This window comes from Pseudotabrizicola sp. 4114 (assembly GCF_031457365.1).
GTDB lineage: Bacteria > Pseudomonadota > Alphaproteobacteria > Rhodobacterales > Rhodobacteraceae > Pseudotabrizicola.
Genome location: NZ_JAVDWP010000011.1, coordinates 57,864 through 80,118, shown reverse-complemented (window position 1 = coordinate 80,118; position 22,255 = coordinate 57,864). Strand labels below are relative to the sequence as shown.

The following is a 22,255-nucleotide window of genomic DNA, read 5'->3' as shown; positions in this document are numbered from 1 at the left end:
GCGCGCATGCTTGCAACATGGAACGGCGCGACGCGGAATGCCGACAGCCTCCGCAAGGAAAACCGTTCCGCCCCGCAGACTTCTTCAGCAGCCTGCTAGGTGTCAGGCCGGGCCGACGAGGCCAAAGGTGGCGCCCTGCGGGTCGGCGGCGTAGCAGACAAAGACCCCGCCCGGCACCTCCATCGGGCCTTCAAGGACGGTGCCGCCCACGCCCGTGATGCGGGTCATGGCGGCGGCGACGCTTTCGGTGCCAAAGACCGGCAGCCAGTGCGGCGGGATGCCCGGTTGTGCCAGCGGCATCAGACCGCCAATGTCGCCGGTGGGCAGCGAGACCAGCTGATAGGTGCCCATCGGCCCCATATCCATCGCCTCACCGGCGGTCCAGCCGAGCAGCGCCTTGTAGAAGGTCAGGGCGGCGGCGGGGTCGGAGGTTTGCAACTCGTGCCAGTTGGCGTGGCCGGGTTTCTTTTGGTCAAAGGCCGCGCCGGGCTGGCCATCTTCGGGTTGCATCAGGCCGAACACAGCCCCTTGCGGGTCGCTGACGATGGCGAAGCGGCCGGTGTCGGGGATGTCTTCGGGCGCGCGGTGGACCGTGCCGCCAAGGGCGGTGACGCGGGCGGCGCTGGCGTCGCAGTCATCGACCGCGAAGTAGGTCATCCAGAATTCGGGCATCGGGGTGTCAGGAGCCATCAGCCCGGCCACCATATCCGCGCCATGGGTGGCGAGGGTGTAGTCAAAGCCCGGCATGCCGGAGTCCTTGAACTGCCAGCCCATCACCGGGCCGTAAAACGCGGCAGAGGCGGTGGGGTTGGCGGTGGTCAGTTCGTACCAGAACGGGTGGCCCAGAACGCTCATTCTGCGGGCCCCTTGACCAGAACCGGGACAAAGCCGCCGTAGATCATGCGCTTGCCGTCGAATGGCATCTCGGCCATGTCTTCGGGGGACATGGCGGTTTCCATCGCCTTGTAGGCGGCATCGCGGGTGGCCTTGTCGGGCCATGTCATCCAGGCCACCACCACGGTTTCGCCTTCGGTCAGATCAACCGAGCGCAGGAAATCGGTCTGCTTGCCGGGGGGCACGTCATCGCCCCAGCCCACCACAAAGGACAGCGCCCCCAGCTTCTGGAATGCGGGCCACCACTTTGCCTCATGCGCGATGTAATCGTCGCGGCGGTCGTTTGAGACGGGAATGACGAAGGTATCAAAATAATTCATGGCTTTTCCTCCTGGCACTTGCCGGGGCAGGCTGTCAAAGCTAGTTACAAAAAGCAACTGAAAGTTATGTATCGTGACCAAATCCCGCCGAAGCTATCAGGAAGGCTGTCTTGAGGCCCATGCGCTCGATCTGATCGGCGACCGCTGGGCGCTGCTGGTGGTGCGTGAGCTGATGCTGGGCCCGCGCAGATTCGGCGCGATCCGCGACGGGCTGCCGGGGATCAGCGCCAACATCCTGACCCGCAAGCTGGAGGATCTGGAAGCGACGGGCATTGTGGTGCGCGAGCAATTGCCCGACCCGGTGCGGGTGCAGCTTTACCAGCTGACCGAGGCGGGGCAGGGTCTGTGGCCCGTCATCCGTGCCCTGTGTCGCTGGGGGGCGGGGATGCCGGGGCATGACCCGCGGCTGTTCATCAGCCCGACCTCACTCGTTCTGTCGATGCGCGCGATGTGCGCGCGGGAGCGGGCCGGGGTGCATCTGGCGGCAATGGTGCTGGGGGGCGAGCCGTTTGTGATCACCACCGCGCCGGGGCAGTTCCGGGTCGAGCGCGGGGCAGGGGATGCGGCGCTGCGGTTTGAGGGCGGCACCAATGCGATGGCCGTGGCGATCTATGGCCCGATGCCGCTGGCCCAGACCGCGCAAGGGGTGATCCGGTTTGACGGCGATCTGGCTGAGGGGCAAGCCTTTGTCGATCTGTTTTCGCTGCGGCCCAACGCCTAGACGGCGCGGTCGATCTTTGTGCTCAGGTGGATCAGGCTTTCCGATGAATGCACCCCGGTCATCGCGCCGATCTGGTCCAGCACCTGATCGAGCACCTGGGTATTCGGGCAGGCGATCTGCAGCAACAGGTCCACCCGTCCAGAGGTGGTAAACACCCGCTCCACCTCTGAAATCGACTTGAGCCGGGTGAGCAGGGCGGCTTGCGTGCGTGGCTCGATGGTCAAGAGCACGGTGGCGCGCAAGCGGTTCGGATCGGCCCCCTGACCCAGTTTCAGGGTGTAGCCGGCGATGATGCCGTTGTCTTCCAGCCGCTCCAGCCGGGCCTGAATGGTGGAACGCGCAACCTTGAGCCGCCGCGCCAGCATGGCCAGCGACAGCCGCGCATCGGCGCGCAGCAGGGCAATGATGTTGCGATCCAGATCATCCATGCGATTTGACCGATGTTTTCGTCATAATAACGACTTCAGACTCCGATTATATAGTTTTGTTCGGTGCGTTTGTGCCTCATATGCCCCATTCTACGTTGCAGGAAAAGGGCGGCTCATACGCACCTGGCCTGGTTTTAGATAACCACGCTGGTGCCCGGCCCCGTTCGTTGCAACGGTCAAGGGCTATGCGTCTTGTTTGCAGGAAGGATAGCTGCGATGGGACTCTCGAAAACGATCTGGACAAATCCAACCGAGTTTCTGCGGGTTGAGCAACCCGTTGATCCGGTGCTGTTTTTTGCACCGACTGCGGTGCAGGCTGCGGCCCGCCGGTTCATCGACGGCTTTCCCGGCATGGTGACCTATGCGGTCAAGTCGAACCCGAGCGACGAGATGGTGGAAAACCTGTCCGCGGCCGGCGTGCGTGGCTATGACTGCGCATCGGGGTTCGAGATTGACCTGATCCGCCGTCTGGCCCCGGATGCAGCGATTCACTACAACAACCCGGTGCGCGCCCGTCACGAGATTGCCTATGCGGTGACGCGGGGGGTGAAATCCTACAGCGTTGATTCGCGGTCGGAACTCGACAAGCTGATCGAGATGGTCCCGGCTGAGGGCACCGAGATTTCGGTGCGCTTCAAACTGCCGGTGGCGGGGGCTGCCTATAACTTCGGCGCCAAGTTCGGTGCGACGGCCGAGGTTGCGGTGGACCTGTTGAAACTGGTGGCCGAGGCCGGGTTCATCCCGTCGATCACCTTTCACCCCGGCACGCAATGCACCGACCCCAAGGCGTGGGAGTCGTATATCCTTGAAGCGGCAGAGATCGCCCGCAAGGCCGGGGTGACGATTGCGCGACTGAACGTCGGTGGCGGGTTCCCGAACCACCGGCTGCACGGCGTGGCCCCGCAGCTGGAGGAAACCTTTACCCTGATCGACCGTGTGGCGACCGAAGCGTTTGGCGCTGACCGCCCGCTCTTGGTCTGCGAGCCGGGCCGGGCGCTGTGCGGCGATGCCTATACGCTGGCAGCCCGGGTCAAGGCGGTGCGTGACGACAGCCATGTGTTCCTGAACGATGGGGTTTACGGCACCCTGACCGAACTGCCGCTGATCGGCGTGATCGACCGGATCGAAGTGCTGTCTGAAACTGGCGAAAAGCGGGTGGGCGAAGAGGTGCCGCGCATCATCTTTGGCCCGACCTGCGATTCGGTCGACCGTCTGCCGGGGGATATTCCGCTGCCGGGCGATATTGCCGAGGGCGATTTCGTGATCGTGCATGGCATGGGGGCCTATTCCACCGTGACCAACTCGCGGTTCAACGGCTTTGGCGATCTGGGGATTGCCACGGTGCTGTCGCTCAAGGTCTGATTCCGACACAACTGCTTTGCGATATGCGCCCCCGGCTGGACAAACCTGGCCGGGGGCGTAACTCTTTGCGCGGTAAGCAAAGGGGTGGGGCATGAGCAAATTCGGCAAAGCGCAGGGCGTCGGGCGGCATGAGGATATCCGGTTTCTGACCGGGCGCGGGCGCTATGTCGATGACATCACCCCGGCGGGGGCGCTGCACGCGCTGTTCCTGCGCTCGGATCATGCGCATGGCGCGATCACCGCGCTGGATCTGGACGCTGCGCGCGAGGTGCCGGGCGTGCATCTGGTGCTGGACGCGGCGGGGCTGGAGGCGCTGGGCGTCACGCTGGGCATGAAGGGCGCGCGGCTGCGCAATGCCGACGGCAGCATGGGGGCGGGGCCGGAGCGGCCGGTGCTGGCGCGCGACCGGGTGCGGTTTGTGGGCGAGGCGGTGGTGATGATCGTCGCCGACAGCATCGCTGCGGCGCAGGATGCGGCCGAGCTGGTCGGGCTGGAGATCGTGGGGCTGCCGGTGGCGCTGGCCGTGGCGCCGGGCGGGCCCGAGGTCCATGCCGAGGCGCCCGAGAACCGCGCCTATGACTGGGAGATCGGCGATGCGGCGGCGGTGGAGGCCGCCTTTGCCGGGGCCGCGCACCGGGTGTCGCTGGAGGTGATCCACAACCGCATCATCGTCAACGCGATGGAGCCGCGCGGCTGTTTTGCCGAGTGGCAGGACGGGCGGCTGCATTTCAGCTTCAACGGGCAGGGGGTCTGGAACCAGCGCAACGAGCTGGCGCGGATGCTGGGCCTGCCCCGCGCCTCGGTGCGGGTGACCAACCCCGATGTCGGGGGCGGCTTTGGCATGAAGGCGATGACCTATCCGGAATATGTCTGCGTGGCCGCCGCCGCCCGGGCGCTGGGCCGCCCGGTGCGCTGGATCGCAACACGCGGCGAATCGATGCTGACCGACAACGCCGGGCGCGATCTGGTGGCGGAGGCCGAGCTGGCCTTTGATGCGGATCTGAAAGTCACTGGGTACTGCGTTAATCTTGTGTCCAACCTTGGCGCCTATAACTCGCAATTCGGGCAACCCATTCAGTCGGAGCTGTTTTCCAAGGTGCTGACCGGCGTTTATGACATATCGGCAGCGCATCTGCGGGCGGTGGGGGTCTATACCAACACCACGCCGGTCGATGCCTATCGCGGGGCCGGGCGGCCCGAGGCGATTCTCACGATTGAGCGGGTGATGGATGAGGCGGCCCGACAGCTGGGGGTGGATCCGTTTGATCTGCGGATGCGCAATTTCATCAAGACCTTTCCCTATCGCAGTGCCACCGGGGAGCTGATCGACGTGGGCGACTTTCCCCGCGTGCTGGACCGCGCGAAGCTCGAGGCGGATGTGGCAGGCTTTGCGGCGCGACAGGCCGAAAGTGCGGCACGTGGGCTGCTGCGCGGTATCGGGCTTGCGACCTATATCGAAAGCATTCTGGGCGACCCCGATGAAACCGCGCGGCTGGTGCTGGATGCGGACGGCGGGGCCACGCTTTATGTCGGCACCCAGTCGAACGGGCAGGGGCATGAGACGGTCTATGCCCGCATGGTGGCAGAGTGGACCGGGCTGCCGGAACAGATGGTGCGGATCGTGCAGGGCGATTCGGATGCCATCCCCAAGGGCGGCGGCACCGGCGGGTCACGCTCGGTCACCGTGCAGGGCACGGCGATGCGGGCGACGGTCAAGATCATGGTGACCGGATTCAGCGCCTTTCTGGCCGACGAGTGGGAGGTCGAGGGGGTGGCTTTTGACGGCAGCACCTTTGGCGCGGCGGACAGCAACACCCGGCTGACGATTGTTGAGGCGGCGGATCTGGCGCGGATGCGCGGGCGCGCCGACCTGCTGGATGTGAGCGAAACCACCACGCTGGACGGGCGCAGTTACCCCAACGGCGCGCATGTGGCCGAAGTGGAGGTGGACCCCGAAACCGGCGCGCTGGTGATGGACCGCTATACTGTGGTTGATGATTTCGGCACGCTGATGGCCCCGGAGCTTGCCATCGGGCAGGTGCATGGCGGCGTGGCGCAGGGCTATGGTCAGGCGGTGTGCGAGGTGGCGCAATATGATGAACAGGGTCAGCTGTTGTCGGCCACATTCATGGATTATGCGATGCCGCGCGCCACGGATCTGCCGATGTTCGGGTTCACCAGCGAGCCGGTGCCGTCGATCATGAACCCGCTTGGCATGAAAGGCTGTGGCGAGGCGGGAACCGTGGGCGCGCTGGGTGCGATTTCAAACGCCGTTCGCGATGCGCTGGCCCCGCGCGGGGTGACCCGCGTCGATATGCCGTTCACGCCGCAACGGATCTGGCATTGGCTGAAGGAGGCGGAGAACGTCACTTCTTGACCGCATAACGCAGTGGTTCCGCCCCTATCCGGTGGTGGAAACCGAAAGCAACGCCCCGCCCCCCGGGCTGGGGCGCGGCGTGGTCGATCACGTGATCATTCTGGACGGCACCATGTCCTCGCTGCTGCCGGGGCAGGAAACCAATGCCGGGCTGGCCTATGGGCTGCTGAGCGAGCAGACGCCGGGCCAGCGCCGGCGGCTCTATTACGAGCCGGGCCTGCAATGGGAGGGGTGGCGCAACTTTGGCGCGGTGGCGCAGGGGCGGGGCATCAACCGCCAGATCCGCCGCGCCTATGGCTGGCTGGCCAGCCAGTATCGCCCCGGTGACCGGATTTACCTCATGGGCTATTCGCGCGGGGCCTATGCCGTGCGCTCGCTGGCCGGGGTAATCGACCGGGTGGGGCTCTTGCGCCACGATCAGGCGACAGAGCGCAATGTGCAGCTGGCCTACCGGCATTACATGACCGGGCCGGACAGCCGGGCGGCACAGGTGTTTGCGCAACAGACCTGCCATATCGAGGCCCCGATCGAGATGGTGGGGGTCTGGGATACGGTCAAGGCGCTGGGTCTGCGCCTGCCGCTCTTGTGGATGCTGACCGACCGGCAGCATGCGTTCCACAATCATCATCTTGGCGCGTCGATTCGGCATGGCTTTCACGCGCTGGCGCTGCATGAGACCCGGGCAGTGTTCGACCCGGTGCTGTGGGACTGTCCCGAGGGGTGGGAGGGCAATATCGAACAGGTCTGGTTTGCCGGGGCCCATGCCGATGTCGGCGGGCAGGTGGGCCTGCTTGCGGCGGCGCGGCCCCTGGCCAATATTCCGCTGGTCTGGATGCTGGACCGGGCCGAAGCCTGCGGGCTGGCGCTGCCCGCAGGCTGGCGCGGGCGGTTTCCCTGCGATCCGCAGGCCCCGATGGTGGGGACGTGGCGCAGTTGGGGCAAACTGTTCCTGCTGCGCCGTCGCCGGATGGTCGGGCACGACCGCAGCGAAAAGCTGCATCCGACCGTGGCGGAGCGCAAGCCGGACGGGACCCGGTTTGGCGGCATGTTGCAGCGCGCGCGGGTCTGGCGGTAGCAGGTTTTCGGCCTGAATTGCGGCGACGCCCCCCACCCCAGCCGTCGGGGGCATGCCCTCCCTGACCCCACGAGGGGGGAGGTGGCGCGTGGCGGTCTGCCTGGCTGGGGTTCAAGGTCGGCGCGGGCGTGGAGCCTGCTGCAGGGTCTGCCTCCCCCCACGGGGGGAGGCGATTTTCCGTCTTGAGGCCGCGCCTTAGCGCTGGCCCACGTCCACGTATTTGCGGTGGGTTTCGCCGATATACAGCTGACGCGGGCGGCCGATTTTCTGGCCCTTGTCGCCGATCATCTCTTTCCACTGCGAAATCCAGCCGACGGTGCGAGAGATCGCAAAGATCGGGGTGAACATCGAGGTGGGGAAGCCCATCGCCTCGAGGATGATGCCAGAGTAGAAATCGACGTTGGGATAGAGCTTTTTCGAGATGAAATACTCATCCGACAGCGCGATCCGTTCCAGCTCTTTGGCGACCTGCAGCAGCGGGTTGTTTTCAACCCCGAGCAGCGCCAGCACCTCATCGGCCGATTCCTTCATCACCGTCGCGCGCGGATCGAAGTTCTTGTAGACCCGGTGGCCAAAGCCCATCAGGCGGAAGCCGGAATCCTTGTCCTTGGCCTTGGCCACGTATTCGGGAATGCGGTCAACGGTGCCGATTTCTTTCAGCATCTCAAGGCAGGCCTGATTGGCCCCACCATGCGCCGGGCCCCAGAGACAGGCGATACCGGCCGCGATGCAGGCAAACGGGTTGGCCCCCGAAGACCCCGCCAGACGCACGGTCGAGGTGGAGGCGTTCTGCTCATGGTCGGCATGCAGCATCATGATCCGGTCCATGGCTTTGGACAGGATCGGGTCGACCACGTAATCCTCTGCCGGGATGGCAAAGCACATGTGCAGGAAGTTGCCCGCGTAATCGAGGGTGTTTTTCGGGTACACGAACGGCTGCCCGACCGAGTACTTGAACGCCATCGCGGCGATGGTCGGCAGTTTGGCGATCATGCGGATCGCCGCAACCTCACGCTGCCACGGATCGTTGATGTCGGTACTGTCGTGGTAGAACGCGGCCATGGCACCAACCACGCCGACCATGGTCGCCATCGGGTGCGCGTCACGGCGGAAGCCGCGGAAGAAGTAGTGCATCTGTTCATGCACCATGGTGTGACGGGTCACGCGGTTTTCGAAATCGGCCAGCTGGGCGGCGGTCGGCAGCTCGCCATAGAGCAGCAGGTAGCAGACTTCGAGGTAATGCGACTGCTCGGCCAGCTCTTCGATCGAATAGCCCCGGTGCAGCAGCTCGCCCTTGTCACCGTCGATAAAGGTGATCGCGCTTTCGCAGGCGGCGGTGGAAGTGAAGCCGGGGTCAAAGGTGAAAACATCAGCCTCGGCATAGAGCTTGCGGATGTCGAGGACATCAGGGCCAAGGGTGGGGGAATGGATCGGCAGGTCGTAGGACTTGCCGTCCACGGTCAGGGTCGCGTTTCTTTTCGTCTCGGCCATCTCTCACATCCCTCGTTTTTGCCCCGCCGGACCGTCCCGGCTGGTGGCGCATTCTGGTGCGGTTGCAATGGTCAGCCGGGTCAGGCCGCAGCGTCCTGCAATCGCGCAATCGTCTCTGCCTGACCGATGACCAGCATCATGTCATAAACACTTGGGGTCGCGCTGCGCCCGGCAAGGGCTGCACGCAACGGTGCCGCCAGTTTTCCGAAACCGATGCCATGGGCGGTGGCAACCTCAGTCAGAATGGACTCAAGCTCCTGTTTCGTCCAGCTAGCATTTTGCAGGCGCAGCGTCAATTCACTCAGTATACCACGGGATACCGGATCAAGAGCCTTGCCCGCCGCCTCATCAATATCCACCGGGCGGGAGGTCAGGGCAAAGTGAGCCTTATCAAGCAGTTCGGGAAAGGTCTTCGCCCGATCCTTGACGCAATACATCGCGCGCAACAGCAAATCGCGCTGTTCAGCCGTCAGCGCGGGGCGGCCAGCGGCTGCCAGATAGCCTTCAATCTCATGCAGCAGCGCAGCATCTTCGGCTTGCGCCAGATGCCAGCCGCAGGTTGATTCCAGCTTTTTGAAATCCAGCCGGGCCGGGCTGCGGCCGATTCCCTCTAGCCCGAACATGTCCTTGGCCTGCTCGGTGGTGAACAGTTCCGCATCGCCCTGCGCCCAGCCCAGACGGGTGAGGTAATTGCGCATGCCCGCCGCCGGATAGCCCAGAGCCTGATAATCGCCGACCGCCGTGGCGCCGTGGCGTTTCGACAGCTTCTTGCCATCCGGCCCGTGGATCAGCGGAATATGTGCCCAGACCGGCACCTGCCAGTCCATCGCGTCATAGACCATCTGCTGACGGGCGGCGTTGTTCAGGTGGTCATCGCCCCGGATCACATGCGTGACCCCCATGTCGTGATCATCGACCACGACAGCCAGCATATAGGTCGGATTTCCGTCGGAGCGCAAAACTATCATGTCGTCCAGTTGATCGTTGCGAACGGTAACGATTCCCTGAACGGTGTCTGATATTTTTGTCTCGCCGGTGCGCAGGGCCTTCATGCGGATGACATAAGGCGCGTCGGGAAAGGTGGCCGGATCGGCATCGCGCCACGGGCTTTGAAACACGGCATAGCTGGCACCCTCGGCCTCTTTGGCGGCGCGGAAGGCGGCGATTTCCTCTTGCGTCGAAAAGCATTTATAGGCGGTGCCGCGCTCCAGCATCTGATGTGCCACCTGTGCATGGCGGTCGCGGCGGTCGAACTGGCTGACCGCCTCGCCGTCCCAGTCCAGACCCAGCCAGGTCAGGCCCTGCAGAATGGCCGCCGTCGCCTCGGGGGTCGACCGCTCGCGGTCGGTATCCTCGATCCGGAGCAGGAACTTGCCGCCGCGCCCGCGCGCGAACAGCCAGTTGAACAGCGCGGTGCGCGCGCCGCCGATATGCAAAGAGCCGGTGGGCGAAGGGGCGAAACGGGTGACGACGGGAGTGGCAGACTCGGGGGTAGCGGACATGGGGGTAGCGGACATGGGGGCGTTAACCTTTCGGAAACCATCTGGGCAGTAGGCTTGGCCCGGTTCTAGGCGGTGAAGGGGCGGGAAACAAGGTGGCGGTCCTGACGGGGTGGCTGGCCCGGCCCTTTGCGGCACTGGCAGAGGCGCGGGGCATGCTGTTTCCCTGGGTGCCGCTGCTGATCGGCACCGGGATCGGCAGCTGGTTCTCCCTGCCGTGGGAGCCGGGGTTTGGGTTTTATGCAGTCGCAGCCGCCGTGGTGGTCTTGTGCCTGATCCTGCGGCTGTCGGGGCCGGAGGCGGGGCATCCCCTTGCGGTGGCGGCGGCTTGTGTCGCACTCGGGGTGCTGGCCTGCGGTCTGCGGGTGCAGGTGGTGCAAGCCCCGATGCTGGATTTCCGCTATTACGGCCCGGTGACGGGGCGCGTTGTCTGGATCGACCGAAGCCAGTCTGATGCGCTGCGCATCACGCTGGACCGGGTACAGCTTGACCGGGTGGCCGCAGACCGACGGCCCGGAAAGGTGCGGATCGCCCTGCGCGGCAAGCTGCCCGGTCACGCCCCCTTTCCGGGGGAGGTGGTGATGGTCACGGCCCATCTGACCGCGCCGGCGGGTCCGGTCGAGCCCGGCAGTTTCGACTTTCGCCGCATGGCATTCTTTGATGGGCTGGGGGCGGTCGGCTATACGACAACGCCGGTCCTGCTGTGGTCTGCGCCAGAGGCGGGTGCCCGTCCGGTTGACCAGATGCGCAGCTATCTGGCCAATGCAATGCGCGAGGCGATGCCGACACAGGCCGGGGCCTATGCCGCCGGGGCGATGACGGGTGACAGATCGGGCATTACCGAAGACACGGTCAAGGCGTTGCGGGACAGTTCGCTGGCGCATCTGCTGGCGATTTCGGGGATGAATCTGGCGTTTCTGATCGCCTTTGTGTTCGGCATGATCCGTTATGGTCTGGCGCTGATCCCGTGGGTGGCGTTGCGGGTGAACAGCAAGAAGGTCGCGGCTGTCGTCTCTTTGGCGGTGGCCGCCTTTTATCTGGCGCTGTCAGGGTCCAATGTAGCGACCGAGCGGGCCTTTATCATGGTATCGGTGATGCTGGGGGCGGTGCTGCTGGACCGCAAGGCGCTGACCCTGCGCTCGGTGGCGCTGGCGGGGGTGATCCTGCTGCTGTGGCAGCCGGAAGCGCTGCTGGAGCCGGGGTTTCAGATGTCGTTTGCGGCAACGGCGGCCCTTATTGCGGGCTTTCGCGCGGTGGACCGGCGGATCGTCGCGGGGCGTTTGTCCCGCTGGGCGATGCCGGTGTTCACGCTGGTGTTGTCCAGCGTGATCGGTGGTTTTGCCACCGCGCCCTATGCGGCGGCGCATTTCAACCGCTATGCCGATTACGGGCTGATCGCGAACCTGCTGACGGTGCCGGTGATGGGGTCGGTGGTGATGCCGGCAGGGGCCATTGCGGCGCTGCTGGCCCCCTTTGGGCTGGCGGCACCTGCGCTCTGGGTGATGGAGCGTGGCAGCGCCTGGATCCTCTGGGTCGCGCATTGGGTGGCGGGGTGGGACGGGGCGGTGACTGCAATTGTGGCACCGGGGCCGTGGGTGTTGCCGCTGGTCACTTTTGCCGGGGCGTTTCTGGTGTTGCTGCGGGGGGCGTGGCGCGGTCTGGCGGCGGTGCCCGCGCTGCTGGCGCTGGTGCTGTGGGTCGGGGTGGAGCGGCCCTTGGTGCTGATCTCAGCCGATGGCGGGTTGGTGGGGGTGATGGGCGCACAGGGGCGGGCGCTGTCTGCGCCCGGTGGCGCAGGGTTTGCGGCGCAGAACTGGCTGGCGAATGACGGTGATCTGGCCACGCAGGAGATGGCGGCGGCGCGGACGGGGATGGCGGGGGAGGTGGGGCAGCAGCGCTTTGCGGCGGCGGGCGTGACCGGCGTGGCGCTTAAGGGCAAGGGGGCGGCGGCGCTGGTGGCAGAGGCCTGTGCGACGGCGGATCTGGTGGTGGTGTCGGTGCCTGTGGACCTGGCGCCAGAGGGCTGCGTACTGCTGGACCCGGACCGGCTTGCCGAGTCTGGCACGCTGGCGCTGTATCCGGTGGCGGGGGGGCTGCGGGTGGAGCCGACCTTTGGCGGGCAGCGGGTGTGGTCATCGCCGCGCCGGCCCGAGGGCTTGGTTGCGGTGATCCGCCCACGGGCGGAGCGGTTGGCCGCCGGCCTGTGAAACGCAGCGAGCCGCAAGCGCGCAATCGCAGCAAGCTGCTTTTCAGGGGTGCATAGAAACCTTCCGCATCGCGCGGAACACACAGGTGCGCGGGTGCAATCGGGTCAGCTTAATGTCCGCTGCTGTAAATCAATAGCTGCGGATCAGCCCGACAAGGCGGCCCTGCACCTTGACCTGATGATCGGGCAACATGCGGGTTTCATAGGCGGGGTTTGCCGCCTCCAGCGCGATCATGCCGCCTTTGCGGCGAAAGCGTTTCAGCGTCGCCTCGGCATCATCAATCAGGGCGACCACGATATCGCCATTCTCTGCCGTATTCTGTTCGCGGATCACCACGATGTCGCCATCGTTGATCCCGGCTTCGATCATCGAGTCGCCCTTGACCTCCAGCGCGTAGTGGTTGCCCCGGCCTGCCAGCATCGACCCCGGCACGGCCACATGGTGCGACACTTCGGAAATCGCCTCGATGGGGACACCGGCGGCAATGCGGCCCATCACCGGCAGTTCCATGGCATGGACGGTCTCCACCGCCATCGCGGCGCGCGGGGCGGCGGCGGGTTTGTCACCCTCGATCACGCGGGGGGTGAAGCCGGACTTTTCCATCGCATCGGGCAGTTTGATGATTTCCAGCGCGCGGGCCCGGTGGGCCAGACGGCGGATGAAACCCCGTTCCTCCAACGCCGTGATCAGCCGGTGGATGCCCGATTTCGACCGCAGATCCAGCGCATCCTTCATCTCGTCAAACGAGGGGGGGACGCCGTCGATATCCATGCGGGTCTTGATGAAATCCAGAAGTTCCAGCTGTTTGCGGGTAAGCATGTGCCACCTTGATCTGCATCCGTTGATGCAATGTTCTGCCCGTGTTCCCGGTTTGTGTCAAGACAATTCAAAAATGCAACCGACGGTTATCAATGCCGGTCTCAGAGCGGCAAATAGCTGACCCGCTCTCCCGCCCGGCGCGGGCCGTCACCTGCAGGGCGGATCAACAGGGCATCCGCCGCCGACAGGACGGAGAGCAGTGAGCTGTCCTGCCGGTCAGCGGGGGTGATCAGCGGCAGAGCCTCGCCTTGGGTGAGCGTGGCGCGCATGTAATGCGCGCGCGGGCCGGTCGGGCCGACATCCTGCGCCAGAAGCGCAGAACGGGGCGGGGGAGAAACCGCCTCGGCGGGCAGGCCCAGAGCCGCGCGGATCATTGGCAGCAGGAACAGATGGGCGCAGACGACCGAAGACACCGGGTTGCCGGGCAGGCCCAGCAGCGCGGCATTTCCCATCCGGCCCGCCATCAGCGGCTTGCCGGGGCGCATCGCGATTTTCCAGAACGCGCGTTGCAGACCCAGGCTTTCCGCCACCTGCGCAACAAGGTCATGATCGCCGACCGAAGCGCCGCCGGTGGTGACGATGATATCCGCCCCCTCGGCCAGACCCAGCACAAAGCTCAGCGCCTCTACCGTGTCGCGGGCGATCGGCAACAGCCGCACCTCGGCCCCGGCCTCTTCGGCCAAGGCTTTGAGGGTAAAGGAGTTTGACGCGATGATCTGATCGGGGCCGGGGGTTTCGCCGGGCATCACCAGCTCATCGCCGGTGGCGATGATCGCGACGACGGGGCGGCGCGTAACAGGCACCAGCGGCACATTCATCGAGGCCAGCAGCGCCAGATCATTGGGGCGGAGCAGGCGCGCAGACAGGGTATCCCCGGCGCGGAAATCCTGACCGGCGGGGCGGATATGGGTGCCGGTATCGGCACCCGCGCTGAGCGTGATCACATCGCCGTCGCGGGTCACATCCTCTTGGATGATCACCCGTGTCGCCCCCGCGGGCAGGGGTGCTCCGGTAAAGATCCTTGCGGCCTGCAACGGGCCAAGGGTGCCGTGCCAGGCATGGCCCGCGCCCGCCTCGCCCACCACGGTAAAGCGATCCCCGGCGGCGGGGTCGCCCTGCACCGCATAGCCATCCATCGCCGAGGCGGCAAAGGGCGGCTGGTCCCGGGTGGCGGTGGCGGGCTGGGGCATGTAGCGCCCGCAGGACTGCGCCAGCGGCACATGTTCCACCGGCAAAGGCGCGACAAGCGCCAGGCACTGCGCCAGCGCCTCCTCGACCGAAATCATGGCTGATCCCCGGGGGCCTCGTAGCGGCCCGATTTGCCGCCGTCTTTCAGAACCAGCCGTATCCCCTCTATCTGCATGGATTTCTCAACGGCTTTCACCATGTCATAGATGGTCAGGCAGGCCACGGAGACGGCGGTCAGCGCCTCCATTTCCACCCCGGTCTGGCCGCCGGTTTTCACCGTCGCCTCGACCACTACGCCGGGCAGGGCGGGGTCGGGCGTCAGGGTCAGCGCCACCTTGGTGATCGGCAGCGGGTGGCACAGCGGGATCAGATCGGCGGTTTTCTTGGCCGCCATGATCCCCGCCAGCCGGGCCACGCCCAGCACATCGCCCTTTTTCGCGCGGCCTTCGGTGATCAGCGCCAGCGTTTGCGCTGTCATCACCACCGATCCGCGCGCCACGGCCACGCGGTCGGTGACCGGCTTGCCCGACACATCGACCATATGCGCCGCACCGTCGGCGTCGAAATGGGTCAGACCGGCGGGTTCGGTCATACGCCGCCCTGCGCAGTCAGCGGGCGCGCCAGCAGGGTGCGGGTGGCACCGGCCACATCGTCCTGCCGCATCAGCGATTCGCCGATCAGGAAGCAACGCGCGCCATATTGTGCCAGATCTGCCAGATCGGCGGGGGTATAGAGACCGGATTCCGAAACGATCAGCCGGTCCTCGGCGACACGCCGCGCCAGATCGCGGGTGGTGTCGAGGGTCAGCTCAAACGTATGCAGGTTGCGGTTGTTGATGCCGACCAGCTTTGATTTCAGCAGCGCCGACCGCTCCAGCTCGTCGCGGTCATGCACCTCGATCAGCACATCCATGCCCCATTCGATGGCGGCAGCTTCCAGCTCTGCGGCCTGTTCATCGGACAGGGTGGCCATGACCAGCAGGATGCAATCGGCATGCAGAGCGCGGGATTCGGCGACCTGATAGGGGTCATACAGAAAATCCTTGCGCAGGCAGGGCAGCGATGTGGCCTCTGATGCCTGGCTCAGAAACTCATCTGCCCCCTGAAACGAGGGCGCGTCGGTCAGCACCGACAGACAGGTGGCGCCGCCCTCTTCATAGGCTCTGGCGAGGGTGGGCGGGTCGAAATCGGCACGGATCACGCCCTTGGAGGGGCTGGCCTTTTTGATTTCGGCAATCAGGCCATAGCCGGTGCCTGCCGCTGCCGACAGCGCCTTGGCAAAGCCGCGCGGGGCGGGGGCTGCGCGTGCGGCCTCTTCCACCGCGGCCAGCGGACGGGCGGCTTTGCGGGCGGCGATCTCTTCCAGTTTATAGGTTTTGATGCGGTCGAGGATCGTGCTCATAACAGACTTCCTTGCCCTGTTGGGCGGTCAGGCGTTGGTCAGGCGGGCGAGGGCGGTGATCTTGCCCTTGGCCGCACCGGAATCGATGGACTGGCGGGCCATTTCGACCCCTTCGGTCAGGGTTTTGGCCTTGTCGGCGACCACAAGGGCGGCGGCCGCGTTCAGCAGCACCGCATCACGGTATGCCCCCGGCGCGCCATCCAGCAGCGCCCGCAAAGCGGCCGCGTTTTCTGCGGGCGTGCCGCCCATGATCTTTTCGAACGGGTGATAGGGCAGGCCCGCGTCTTCGGGATGCAGGGTGAACTCGCGGATATGGCCATGCTCCAGCGCGGCGACCTGCGTGGGCGCTGCGATGGAAATCTCATCGGTGCCGTCGCCACCATGCACCAGCCACGCCTTTATGCTGCCAAGCGCGAGCAGGGTTTCGGCCATCGGGCGGATCAGGGTCGGGGAAAATGCGCCGGTCAGCTGGCGTTTCACCCCGGCGGGGTTGGTCAGTGGCCCGAGGATGTTGAAAATCGTGCGTGTGCCCAGCTCTTGCCGGACCGGCATCACATGGCGGATGGCGGGGTGGTGCATCGGGGCCATCATGAAGCCGATGCCCGCCTCATTCAGGCACTTTTCCACCAGCGCCGGGCCGACCATCACGTTCAGGCCCATTTCGGTCAGCGCATCCGCTGCACCCGATTTCGACGACAGGTTGCGGTTGCCATGCTTGGCCACCACCACGCCCGCGCCCGCCACCACAAAGGCGGTGGCGGTCGAGATGTTCAGCGTGCCCTTGCCGTCGCCGCCGGTGCCGACAATGTCCATAGCACCCTCGGGCGCGGTGACCTTGTTGCATTTGGCGCGCATCACCGAGGCTGCGGCGGCGTATTCATCGACCGTCTCGCCGCGCGTGCGCAGCGCCATCAGGAACCCGCCCATCTGGGCCGGGGTGCCTTGCCCCTCGAACAGCGCAGCAAAGGCGGTTTCAGCCTCGGCGCGCGTCAGGGCGCGTTCGGCGGCAAGGCCGATCAGCGGGCGCAGCACATCGCTCATGCGGTCACCTTTACACCGGCCTCATCGAGGAAATTGCGCAGGAGCTGATGGCCGTGTTCTGACGCGATGGATTCGGGGTGGAACTGCACGCCCTCGATCAGATGGGTCTTGTGGCGCAGGCCCATGATGGTGCCATCCTCCAGCCAGGCCGTGACCTCCAGACAATCGGGCAAGCTTTCACGCTCTACGATCAGGGAATGGTAGCGGGTGGCGAGGAAGGGCGAGGGCAGGCCCGCGAACACGCCGCGCCCTTCGTGGTGCATCGCGCCCATTTTGCCATGCACGATCTCGTGGCAGCGAATGACGCGACTGCCAAAGGCTTCACCAATGGTCTGATGGCCAAGGCAGACGCCCAGCAGCGGGATTTGTCCCTCAAACGCCGCCGTGGTCAGGGGCAGGCAGATGCCCGCCGCCGCCGGATCACAGGGGCCGGGCGACAGGATGATCGCCTCTGGCGCCATCGCCAGCACATCCTGCACGGTCAGCGCGTCATTGCGTTTGACCACGACATCCGCGCCCAGCTCGCCAAAATAATGGACGAGGTTGTAGGTAAAGCTGTCGTAGTTGTCGATCAGAAGCAGCATCTTGCTTGGGCCTGTCGGATAGGGGATGAAGCGCGGGTCGGGTCGGGCTATAGATGGTCAGACCGGGGCAGGGGCGTCAAGACCGCTTGATCACCTGTTCAGGATGGGCACAATGTCCGGCAACGAAAAAAGGGGCAAGACAGTGCGCGGGTTTGTTCGGGGATTGGTGTGGGGAACTCTGGCTGCGGCTGGCGGTTTGGTCGTGGTGTCGCAGATCGCGGGGCCGGTGTCGCGGACGGGTCTGGCGCAGAATGACGGGCAGGCGATGGAGGGGGCGGCGCCGGAAAGCGTGACGGCGCAGGCCGTTGTGCCTGAACCTGTTGAGCCTGAACCTGTTGAGCCCGAGCCGGAAGCGGTTGCTCCCGACCCCATTGCCGAGGGTCCGACCGCGACAGAACAGGCCCCTGCGGCCATTGCACAGGCAGATGACGTGCCGGAACCGGAGGCTGAGGGTGCGCCTGAGGCGACAGCACCGGAAACGCCCGCGCCGGATGCGCCTGCAACCGCGCCGATTGCCGTCACCGAAGCTCCCAAAGCGCCCGCAACAGCCGGGGCGTCACAAGAACTGCCGGTGATGCCTGCGCCGTCAGATGCCGCGCCGGTGCAGCCCTTGGCCGAAGCACCCGCCGCGCCACAGGCGGACAGTGCCGCCGCAATGGCCCCGGCCCCGGCAGAACCCCCTGCCGCGCCGCCCAGCGATGCGCCGGCTGAACGGATGGCCTCTGCCGGGCAGGTCAACCCTCTGCCTGCGGCCCCCGCGACCGGCGATGCGCCGATGACTGCGGCCCAACCCGATGTGCCCGGCCTGCCCGGGTCCGAGGGCGCGCCCGCGCCCACCGATCTGCCTCCACCCCCGCCGCTGACGCCCGAGGAAGAGGCGCTGTTGCGGCGCCTGCCTGACGCGCCCGCCGCTGCCGCCCCGGCCGCGCCGGAACCTGTCGATCCCACGCCCGAGCCGATGCCGCTGCCCGAGCCGGATGCTGTGCCCGAGCCGGATGCTGTGCCCGAGCCGGATGCCGTGGCCGAGGGGGAGGGGGCTTTGCCTCCGGCCCCCGGACTGGACGATCAGGCCCCGGGCGTGGTGACCGGGCGTCTGCCCCGGATCGGGTCTGACCCTGCCCCCGCCGCTGAGGTGCTGCCGGAACCGGAGGCAGAGCAGGACCTGCCGCCGCGTCAGCGCTATGCACGGCCCTTTGACGCCAATACGCAGAAGCCGCTGTTTGCGATCCTTTTGCAGGATAACGGGCAGGACGGTGTGAACCGCGCCGAGCTGGCCGCGCTGGACCTGCCGCTGTCGATCGTGATTGATCCCTTGTCCGAAGGCGCTGCCGAACGTGCGGCGATCTGGCGCGCGGGCGGGCAAGAGGTGGTGATGGCGGGCACCGGCATTCCCGAAGGTGCTGGCCCCGGCGATCTTGAGCAGAGCTTTCAGGTGCTGGCCAACCGCCTGCCCGAAGCGGTGGCGGTGATCGACCCCGATGGCAACGCCTTTCAGAACAACCGCCCGCTGGCCACGCAGGTGGTGCCGATCCTGGCCGGGCAGGGCCGGGGTCTGGTGACCTTTGATCAGGGGCTGAACGCCGCTGATCAGGTTGCGCGCCGCGAAGGGCTGGCGGCAGCGATGATCTTTCGCAGCATTGACGGTGACGGCGAAGACAGCCCGGTGATCCGTCGCTATCTCGACCGCGCGGCCTTCAAGGCGGCGCAAGAGGGGCGGGTGATCGTGATCGGCGCGCTGCGGCCTGAAACCGTGGCCGCGGTGATGGAATGGGCGGTCGAGGGGCGCGCGTCAACCGTGACGCTGGCGCCAGTGTCGGCGATGTTGCAGACGAATTAAGCGCGCGGGTCAGGCCTCCGGCGGCTGCGGCGTCATCGGCCGCAGCACGCCAAGCGTTGCGCGCAGGACCAGCACGATTGCCGCCCCGGCCAACCCTCCGGGCGGGAAGCCCATCATCGCGCCGATGGTGCTGCCGATCACCAGCCCGGTGACGGCAGCCGGCAGCCAGCCGAACCAGCCCAGACGGATCAGCAGTGACGCGACCGGCAAGGCAAGGATCATGCCGGGCAGGCTGAGGAGCGGCGACAGCATCAACGCGGTGCCGACGGTCCACAGCACGATGCCAACGCCGGGCGGCACGATGGTCTGCACCATGCTGAACACGCCCAGACACAGGATACCAAACGCCGAGGGCAGCAGCACGGCGGCGGCGGCCGCCGTGATCAGATCGCGCCACGGCGTCTGCAATTGCTCGGGCGAGTGGATCAGGCTCACGCCGCCGATCCACCCACGGTCAGGCCGCCGATCAGCAAGGTGGGCTGGCCGACGCCGACCGGCACCCATTGCCCGGCCTTGCCGCAATTGCCGATGCCGGGGTCAAGCGCCAGATCGTTGCCGATGGCGCGGATCTGTTTTAGCGCGGTGGCCCCGTCGCCGATCAGCGTGGCGCCTTTGACCGGGGCACCGACGACGCCGTTCTGCACCCGGTAGGCTTCGGTGCAGGAGAACACGAACTTGCCATTGGTGATATCGACCTGCCCGCCGCCAAAGCCGACGGCATAGATGCCGTCTTTCAGCCCGGCCAGAATGTCGCGCGGGTCATCCTGCCCGGCCAGCATATAGGTGTTGGTCATGCGCGGCATCGGAATATGGGCATGGCTTTCGCGCCGCCCGTTGCCGGTGGGGGCGACGCCCATCAGCCGGGCGTTCTGGCGGTCCTGCATGTAGCCGACCAGAATACCGTCCTCGATCAGCACGTTACGCGCCGAGGCTGTGCCTTCGTCGTCGATGCTGATGCTGCCGCGCCGGTCGGGAATGGTGCCGTCATCCAGCACCGTCACGCCGCGCGCGGCGATCTGCTGGCCCATCAGCCCGGCAAAGGCCGAGGTTTGCTTGCGGTTGAAGTCGCCTTCCAGCCCGTGGCCAATCGCCTCGTGCAGCAAAATGCCGGGCCAGCCGGGGCCGAGGACCACATCCATCACCCCGGCAGGGGCGGGCACCGCCTCCAGATTGACCAGCGCGATGCGCAGCGCCTCGCGCACCACGGGTTGCCAGTGGACGGTCTGCATCAGCGATTTCAGACCAAAGCGCCCGCCGCCGCCCATGCCGCCCTGCTCGCGCCGCCCGTTCTGTTCGACGATCACCGAGATGTTGAGGCGCGCCATCGGGCGGATGTCGCGGACCCGCAGCCCCTCGGGGCGCAAAATCTCCACCTCCTGATAGGACGCCGCAATCGTGGCCGAAACCTGAATGATGCGCGGGTCCAGTGCGCGGGCAAAGGCATCAATCTCGCGCAGCAGGTCGATCTTGACCGCAAAGGTCGCATCGGCCATCGGGTCGGCATCGCCGTAAAGCTTCACATTGGTGCCCTGCGGCGGCGCAGCCATGATGCCGCCGCCATCGCCCACCGCCAGCCGGGCGGTTTCCGACGCGCGCATCAACGCACTTTCGCTGATCTCGGTCGCATGGGCGTAGCCCGCCACCTCGCCCTTGACTGCGCGCAGGCCGAATCCTTCGGAGGCGTCATAGGACGCGGTCTTGATGCGGCCATCATCCAGCACGATGGCCTCGGACCGGCGACGCTCCAGAAACAGCTCGCCGTCTTCGGCGCCTTGGGTGGCCGCGCGCAGGATCGCCAGGGCCGCCGCTTCATCCAGATGGGTGTCAAACGGGCGGAAGGGCTGATCGGTCATGAAAGCTGTCCTTGATCTGAGTCAAATGGCGCTGCTTTGTCGCAACGGTTTCTCTTGTGGCAGAGGCCCTAATATGGTTTCAAGACAGCCGGAAACAACGGGATTCTGCCGCGTGCCGTAACATGCGATACGGGTGGTATTCTGACAAGCGGCACCCAAGCCGTAAAGATAACGGGAACAGAACATGCGTCTTTGGAACCAAATCGGCGGGGTTGCCGCCAGTGTTGCGGGCTTGATGTCGGGCAGTGCTGTGCTTGCGCAAGGTCTTGAAATCGTGGGGCATCCTGTTGACAGGGGCACCGGGTTCCAGCCCGCTGCCACCGAACTTGCCCGCGATCTGCAGGGGCTGGACTGGATGATTCTGGTGATCATCACCGTGATCACCATCTTTGTGACCGGCCTGCTGCTCTGGGTGATTGTCCGCTACAACCGCAAGCGGAACCCCAATCCTGCGACATTTACCCACAACTCGCCGCTGGAAGTGGGCTGGACCGTGATCCCGATCGTGATCCTTGTGTTCATCGGGGCGTTTTCGCTGCCGGTGCTGTTCAAGCAGCAGGAAATTCCGGTGGGCGACATCACCATCAAGGTGACCGGGTTCCAGTGGTACTGGGGTTATGAATATGTCGATGACGGCATCAACGAGCCGAACGCCGAAGGCGCTGTCCCGGTGGCGTTTGACAGCTTCATGATCGGCGCACCGGCCACCGGCGGCGACAACCGGCTGACGCCGGAAGTCTCGGCGCAGCTGGCGGCAGCGGGCTACACCGACCGCGAATTCCTGCTGGCCACCGACACCGCTGTTGTGGTGCCGGTTGGTAAAACGGTGGTGATGCAGATCACCGCAGCCGATGTGATCCATTCCTGGACCATCCCGGCCTTTGGCGTAAAGCAGGATGCGGTGCCGGGTCGTCTGGCGCAGCTGTGGTTCAGCGCCGAGCGTGAGGGCATCTATTTCGGTCAGTGCTCGGAACTCTGCGGCATCGCCCACGCTTATATGCCGATCACGGTCAAGGTCGTGTCGGAAGAAGTTTACGCCCAATGGCTTGCCGCAGCGCAGGCTGGGGATGTCGTGCTGTCGGCCGCTGATGTCGAGGCTTATTCGGCAACCCGTCTGGCCGCCAACAACTGATCCCCGTCCCTCGCGCCGCGATGTGA

The 22,255-nt window shown here is 65.8% G+C and carries 20 protein-coding genes; 7 read left to right on the top strand and 13 right to left on the bottom strand.

Annotated features, from left to right (window positions below; all coding sequences use genetic code 11):
- Positions 1–102 precede the first annotated feature (102 nt).
- Complete coding sequence (locus J2X53_RS18840) at positions 103–855, bottom strand: VOC family protein (RefSeq protein ID WP_349039044.1); 753 nt, start codon at positions 853–855, stop codon at positions 103–105.
- Positions 852–1,214: a DUF1428 domain-containing protein gene (locus J2X53_RS18835; RefSeq protein WP_349039043.1), complete on the bottom strand. Its 363-nt coding sequence runs from the start codon at positions 1,212–1,214 to the stop codon at positions 852–854. Before J2X53_RS18835 ends, J2X53_RS18840 begins: the two co-directional genes overlap by 4 nt.
- Positions 1,215–1,287: 73 nt before the next feature.
- Between J2X53_RS18835 and J2X53_RS18830 the strand changes: the two genes are divergently transcribed.
- Positions 1,288–1,935, top strand: coding sequence for a helix-turn-helix domain-containing protein (locus J2X53_RS18830; RefSeq protein WP_349039042.1), 648 nt, complete (start codon positions 1,288–1,290; stop codon positions 1,933–1,935).
- Here the strand turns inward: J2X53_RS18830 and J2X53_RS18825 are convergent.
- The gene (locus J2X53_RS18825) at positions 1,932–2,363 is read right to left on the bottom strand and encodes an Lrp/AsnC family transcriptional regulator (RefSeq protein WP_349039041.1); all 432 of its coding nucleotides are present in this window, start codon (positions 2,361–2,363) and stop codon (positions 1,932–1,934) included. The genes J2X53_RS18830 and J2X53_RS18825 overlap by 4 nt on opposite strands.
- Positions 2,364–2,579: 216 nt before the next feature.
- Between J2X53_RS18825 and J2X53_RS18820 the strand changes: the two genes are divergently transcribed.
- The 3 genes from J2X53_RS18820 (at position 2,580) to J2X53_RS18810 (ending at position 7,177) form a co-directional block, all read left to right on the top strand.
- Complete coding sequence (locus tag J2X53_RS18820; protein WP_349039040.1) at positions 2,580–3,725, top strand: type III PLP-dependent enzyme; 1,146 nt, start codon at positions 2,580–2,582, stop codon at positions 3,723–3,725.
- A 91-nt stretch (positions 3,726–3,816) separates the two neighbouring features.
- On the top strand, positions 3,817–6,102 hold the full coding sequence (locus tag J2X53_RS18815) for a xanthine dehydrogenase family protein molybdopterin-binding subunit (RefSeq protein ID WP_349039039.1): 2,286 nt from the start codon (positions 3,817–3,819) through the stop codon (positions 6,100–6,102).
- A 31-nt stretch (positions 6,103–6,133) separates the two neighbouring features.
- Positions 6,134–7,177, top strand: a complete 1,044-nt coding sequence (locus tag J2X53_RS18810; protein WP_349039038.1) for a DUF2235 domain-containing protein — start codon at positions 6,134–6,136, stop codon at positions 7,175–7,177.
- A gap of 195 nt (positions 7,178–7,372) precedes the next feature.
- On the opposite strand, the gene gltA is transcribed toward J2X53_RS18810, so the two are convergent.
- Together gltA and gltX are read right to left on the bottom strand one after the other, a co-directional pair.
- Positions 7,373–8,668 carry a citrate synthase gene (gltA, locus tag J2X53_RS18805; protein ID WP_349039037.1) on the bottom strand — a complete coding sequence of 432 codons (1,296 nt, stop codon included), beginning with the start codon at positions 8,666–8,668 and terminating at the stop codon, positions 7,373–7,375.
- An 80-nt stretch (positions 8,669–8,748) separates the two neighbouring features.
- Positions 8,749–10,170 carry a glutamate--tRNA ligase gene (gltX, locus tag J2X53_RS18800; protein ID WP_349039047.1) on the bottom strand — a complete coding sequence of 474 codons (1,422 nt, stop codon included), beginning with the start codon at positions 10,168–10,170 and terminating at the stop codon, positions 8,749–8,751.
- A gap of 92 nt (positions 10,171–10,262) precedes the next feature.
- Between gltX and J2X53_RS18795 the strand changes: the two genes are divergently transcribed.
- Positions 10,263–12,374, top strand: a complete 2,112-nt coding sequence (locus tag J2X53_RS18795) for a ComEC/Rec2 family competence protein (RefSeq protein ID WP_349039036.1) — start codon at positions 10,263–10,265, stop codon at positions 12,372–12,374.
- 129 nt (positions 12,375–12,503) lie between these two features.
- Here the strand turns inward: J2X53_RS18795 and lexA are convergent, their stop codons facing one another.
- The 6 genes from lexA to J2X53_RS18765 all read right to left on the bottom strand — a co-directional run bounded on the left by lexA (position 12,504) and on the right by J2X53_RS18765 (position 17,407).
- Complete coding sequence (gene lexA, locus J2X53_RS18790) at positions 12,504–13,193, bottom strand: transcriptional repressor LexA (protein ID WP_349039035.1); 690 nt, start codon at positions 13,191–13,193, stop codon at positions 12,504–12,506.
- Positions 13,194–13,294: 101 nt separating this feature from the next.
- Positions 13,295–14,479 (bottom strand): gephyrin-like molybdotransferase Glp, encoded by a 1,185-nt coding sequence (glp, locus tag J2X53_RS18785; protein ID WP_349039034.1) that lies wholly within the window; start codon positions 14,477–14,479, stop codon positions 13,295–13,297.
- On the bottom strand, positions 14,476–14,973 hold the full coding sequence (moaC, locus tag J2X53_RS18780) for a cyclic pyranopterin monophosphate synthase MoaC (RefSeq protein ID WP_349039033.1): 498 nt from the start codon (positions 14,971–14,973) through the stop codon (positions 14,476–14,478). The genes glp and moaC overlap by 4 nt, the downstream gene beginning before the upstream one ends.
- The gene (gene trpC, locus J2X53_RS18775) at positions 14,970–15,782 is read right to left on the bottom strand and encodes an indole-3-glycerol phosphate synthase TrpC (RefSeq protein WP_349039032.1); all 813 of its coding nucleotides are present in this window, start codon (positions 15,780–15,782) and stop codon (positions 14,970–14,972) included. The genes moaC and trpC overlap by 4 nt, the downstream gene beginning before the upstream one ends.
- A 27-nt stretch (positions 15,783–15,809) precedes the next feature.
- Complete coding sequence (gene trpD, locus J2X53_RS18770; RefSeq protein ID WP_349039031.1) at positions 15,810–16,823, bottom strand: anthranilate phosphoribosyltransferase; 1,014 nt, start codon at positions 16,821–16,823, stop codon at positions 15,810–15,812.
- A complete protein-coding gene (locus J2X53_RS18765; protein ID WP_349039030.1) occupies positions 16,820–17,407 on the bottom strand; it encodes an aminodeoxychorismate/anthranilate synthase component II in 588 nt (195 codons plus the stop codon). Before J2X53_RS18765 ends, trpD begins: the two co-directional genes overlap by 4 nt.
- Positions 17,408–17,549: 142 nt before the next feature.
- Here J2X53_RS18765 and J2X53_RS18760 point away from each other — a divergent pair, with 142 nt between their 5' ends.
- Entirely contained in the window at positions 17,550–19,244 is a 1,695-nt protein-coding gene (locus J2X53_RS18760) for a divergent polysaccharide deacetylase family protein (RefSeq protein ID WP_349039029.1), read from the top strand.
- Between the two features lie 9 nt (positions 19,245–19,253).
- Here the strand turns inward: J2X53_RS18760 and J2X53_RS18755 are convergent, their stop codons facing one another.
- Together J2X53_RS18755 and tldD are read right to left on the bottom strand one after the other, a co-directional pair.
- Complete coding sequence (locus J2X53_RS18755) at positions 19,254–19,679, bottom strand: hypothetical protein (RefSeq protein WP_349039028.1); 426 nt, start codon at positions 19,677–19,679, stop codon at positions 19,254–19,256.
- Positions 19,676–21,097, bottom strand: a complete 1,422-nt coding sequence (tldD, locus tag J2X53_RS18750) for a metalloprotease TldD (protein ID WP_349039027.1) — start codon at positions 21,095–21,097, stop codon at positions 19,676–19,678. The genes J2X53_RS18755 and tldD overlap by 4 nt, the downstream gene beginning before the upstream one ends.
- A gap of 184 nt (positions 21,098–21,281) precedes the next feature.
- Here tldD and coxB point away from each other — a divergent pair, with 184 nt between their 5' ends.
- Positions 21,282–22,229 (top strand): cytochrome c oxidase subunit II, encoded by a 948-nt coding sequence (gene coxB, locus J2X53_RS18745; protein WP_349039026.1) that lies wholly within the window; start codon positions 21,282–21,284, stop codon positions 22,227–22,229.
- Positions 22,230–22,255: the final 26 nt, after the last annotated feature.

Coding starts and splice junctions, on each gene's coding strand:
- J2X53_RS18840 (WP_349039044.1), bottom strand. CDS start 855: ATGAGCGTTCTGGGCCACCCGTTCTGGTACGAACTGACCACCGCCAAC.
- J2X53_RS18835 (WP_349039043.1), bottom strand. CDS start 1,214: ATGAATTATTTTGATACCTTCGTCATTCCCGTCTCAAACGACCGCCGC.
- J2X53_RS18825 (WP_349039041.1), bottom strand. CDS start 2,363: ATGGATGATCTGGATCGCAACATCATTGCCCTGCTGCGCGCCGATGCG.
- J2X53_RS18820 (WP_349039040.1), top strand. CDS start 2,580: ATGGGACTCTCGAAAACGATCTGGACAAATCCAACCGAGTTTCTGCGG.
- J2X53_RS18815 (WP_349039039.1), top strand. CDS start 3,817: ATGAGCAAATTCGGCAAAGCGCAGGGCGTCGGGCGGCATGAGGATATC.
- gltA (WP_349039037.1), bottom strand. CDS start 8,668: ATGGCCGAGACGAAAAGAAACGCGACCCTGACCGTGGACGGCAAGTCC.
- gltX (WP_349039047.1), bottom strand. CDS start 10,170: ATGTCCGCTACCCCCGAGTCTGCCACTCCCGTCGTCACCCGTTTCGCC.
- lexA (WP_349039035.1), bottom strand. CDS start 13,193: ATGCTTACCCGCAAACAGCTGGAACTTCTGGATTTCATCAAGACCCGC.
- glp (WP_349039034.1), bottom strand. CDS start 14,479: ATGATTTCGGTCGAGGAGGCGCTGGCGCAGTGCCTGGCGCTTGTCGCG.
- moaC (WP_349039033.1), bottom strand. CDS start 14,973: ATGACCGAACCCGCCGGTCTGACCCATTTCGACGCCGACGGTGCGGCG.
- trpC (WP_349039032.1), bottom strand. CDS start 15,782: ATGAGCACGATCCTCGACCGCATCAAAACCTATAAACTGGAAGAGATC.
- trpD (WP_349039031.1), bottom strand. CDS start 16,823: ATGAGCGATGTGCTGCGCCCGCTGATCGGCCTTGCCGCCGAACGCGCC.
- J2X53_RS18765 (WP_349039030.1), bottom strand. CDS start 17,407: ATGCTGCTTCTGATCGACAACTACGACAGCTTTACCTACAACCTCGTC.
- tldD (WP_349039027.1), bottom strand. CDS start 21,097: ATGACCGATCAGCCCTTCCGCCCGTTTGACACCCATCTGGATGAAGCG.
- coxB (WP_349039026.1), top strand. CDS start 21,282: ATGCGTCTTTGGAACCAAATCGGCGGGGTTGCCGCCAGTGTTGCGGGC.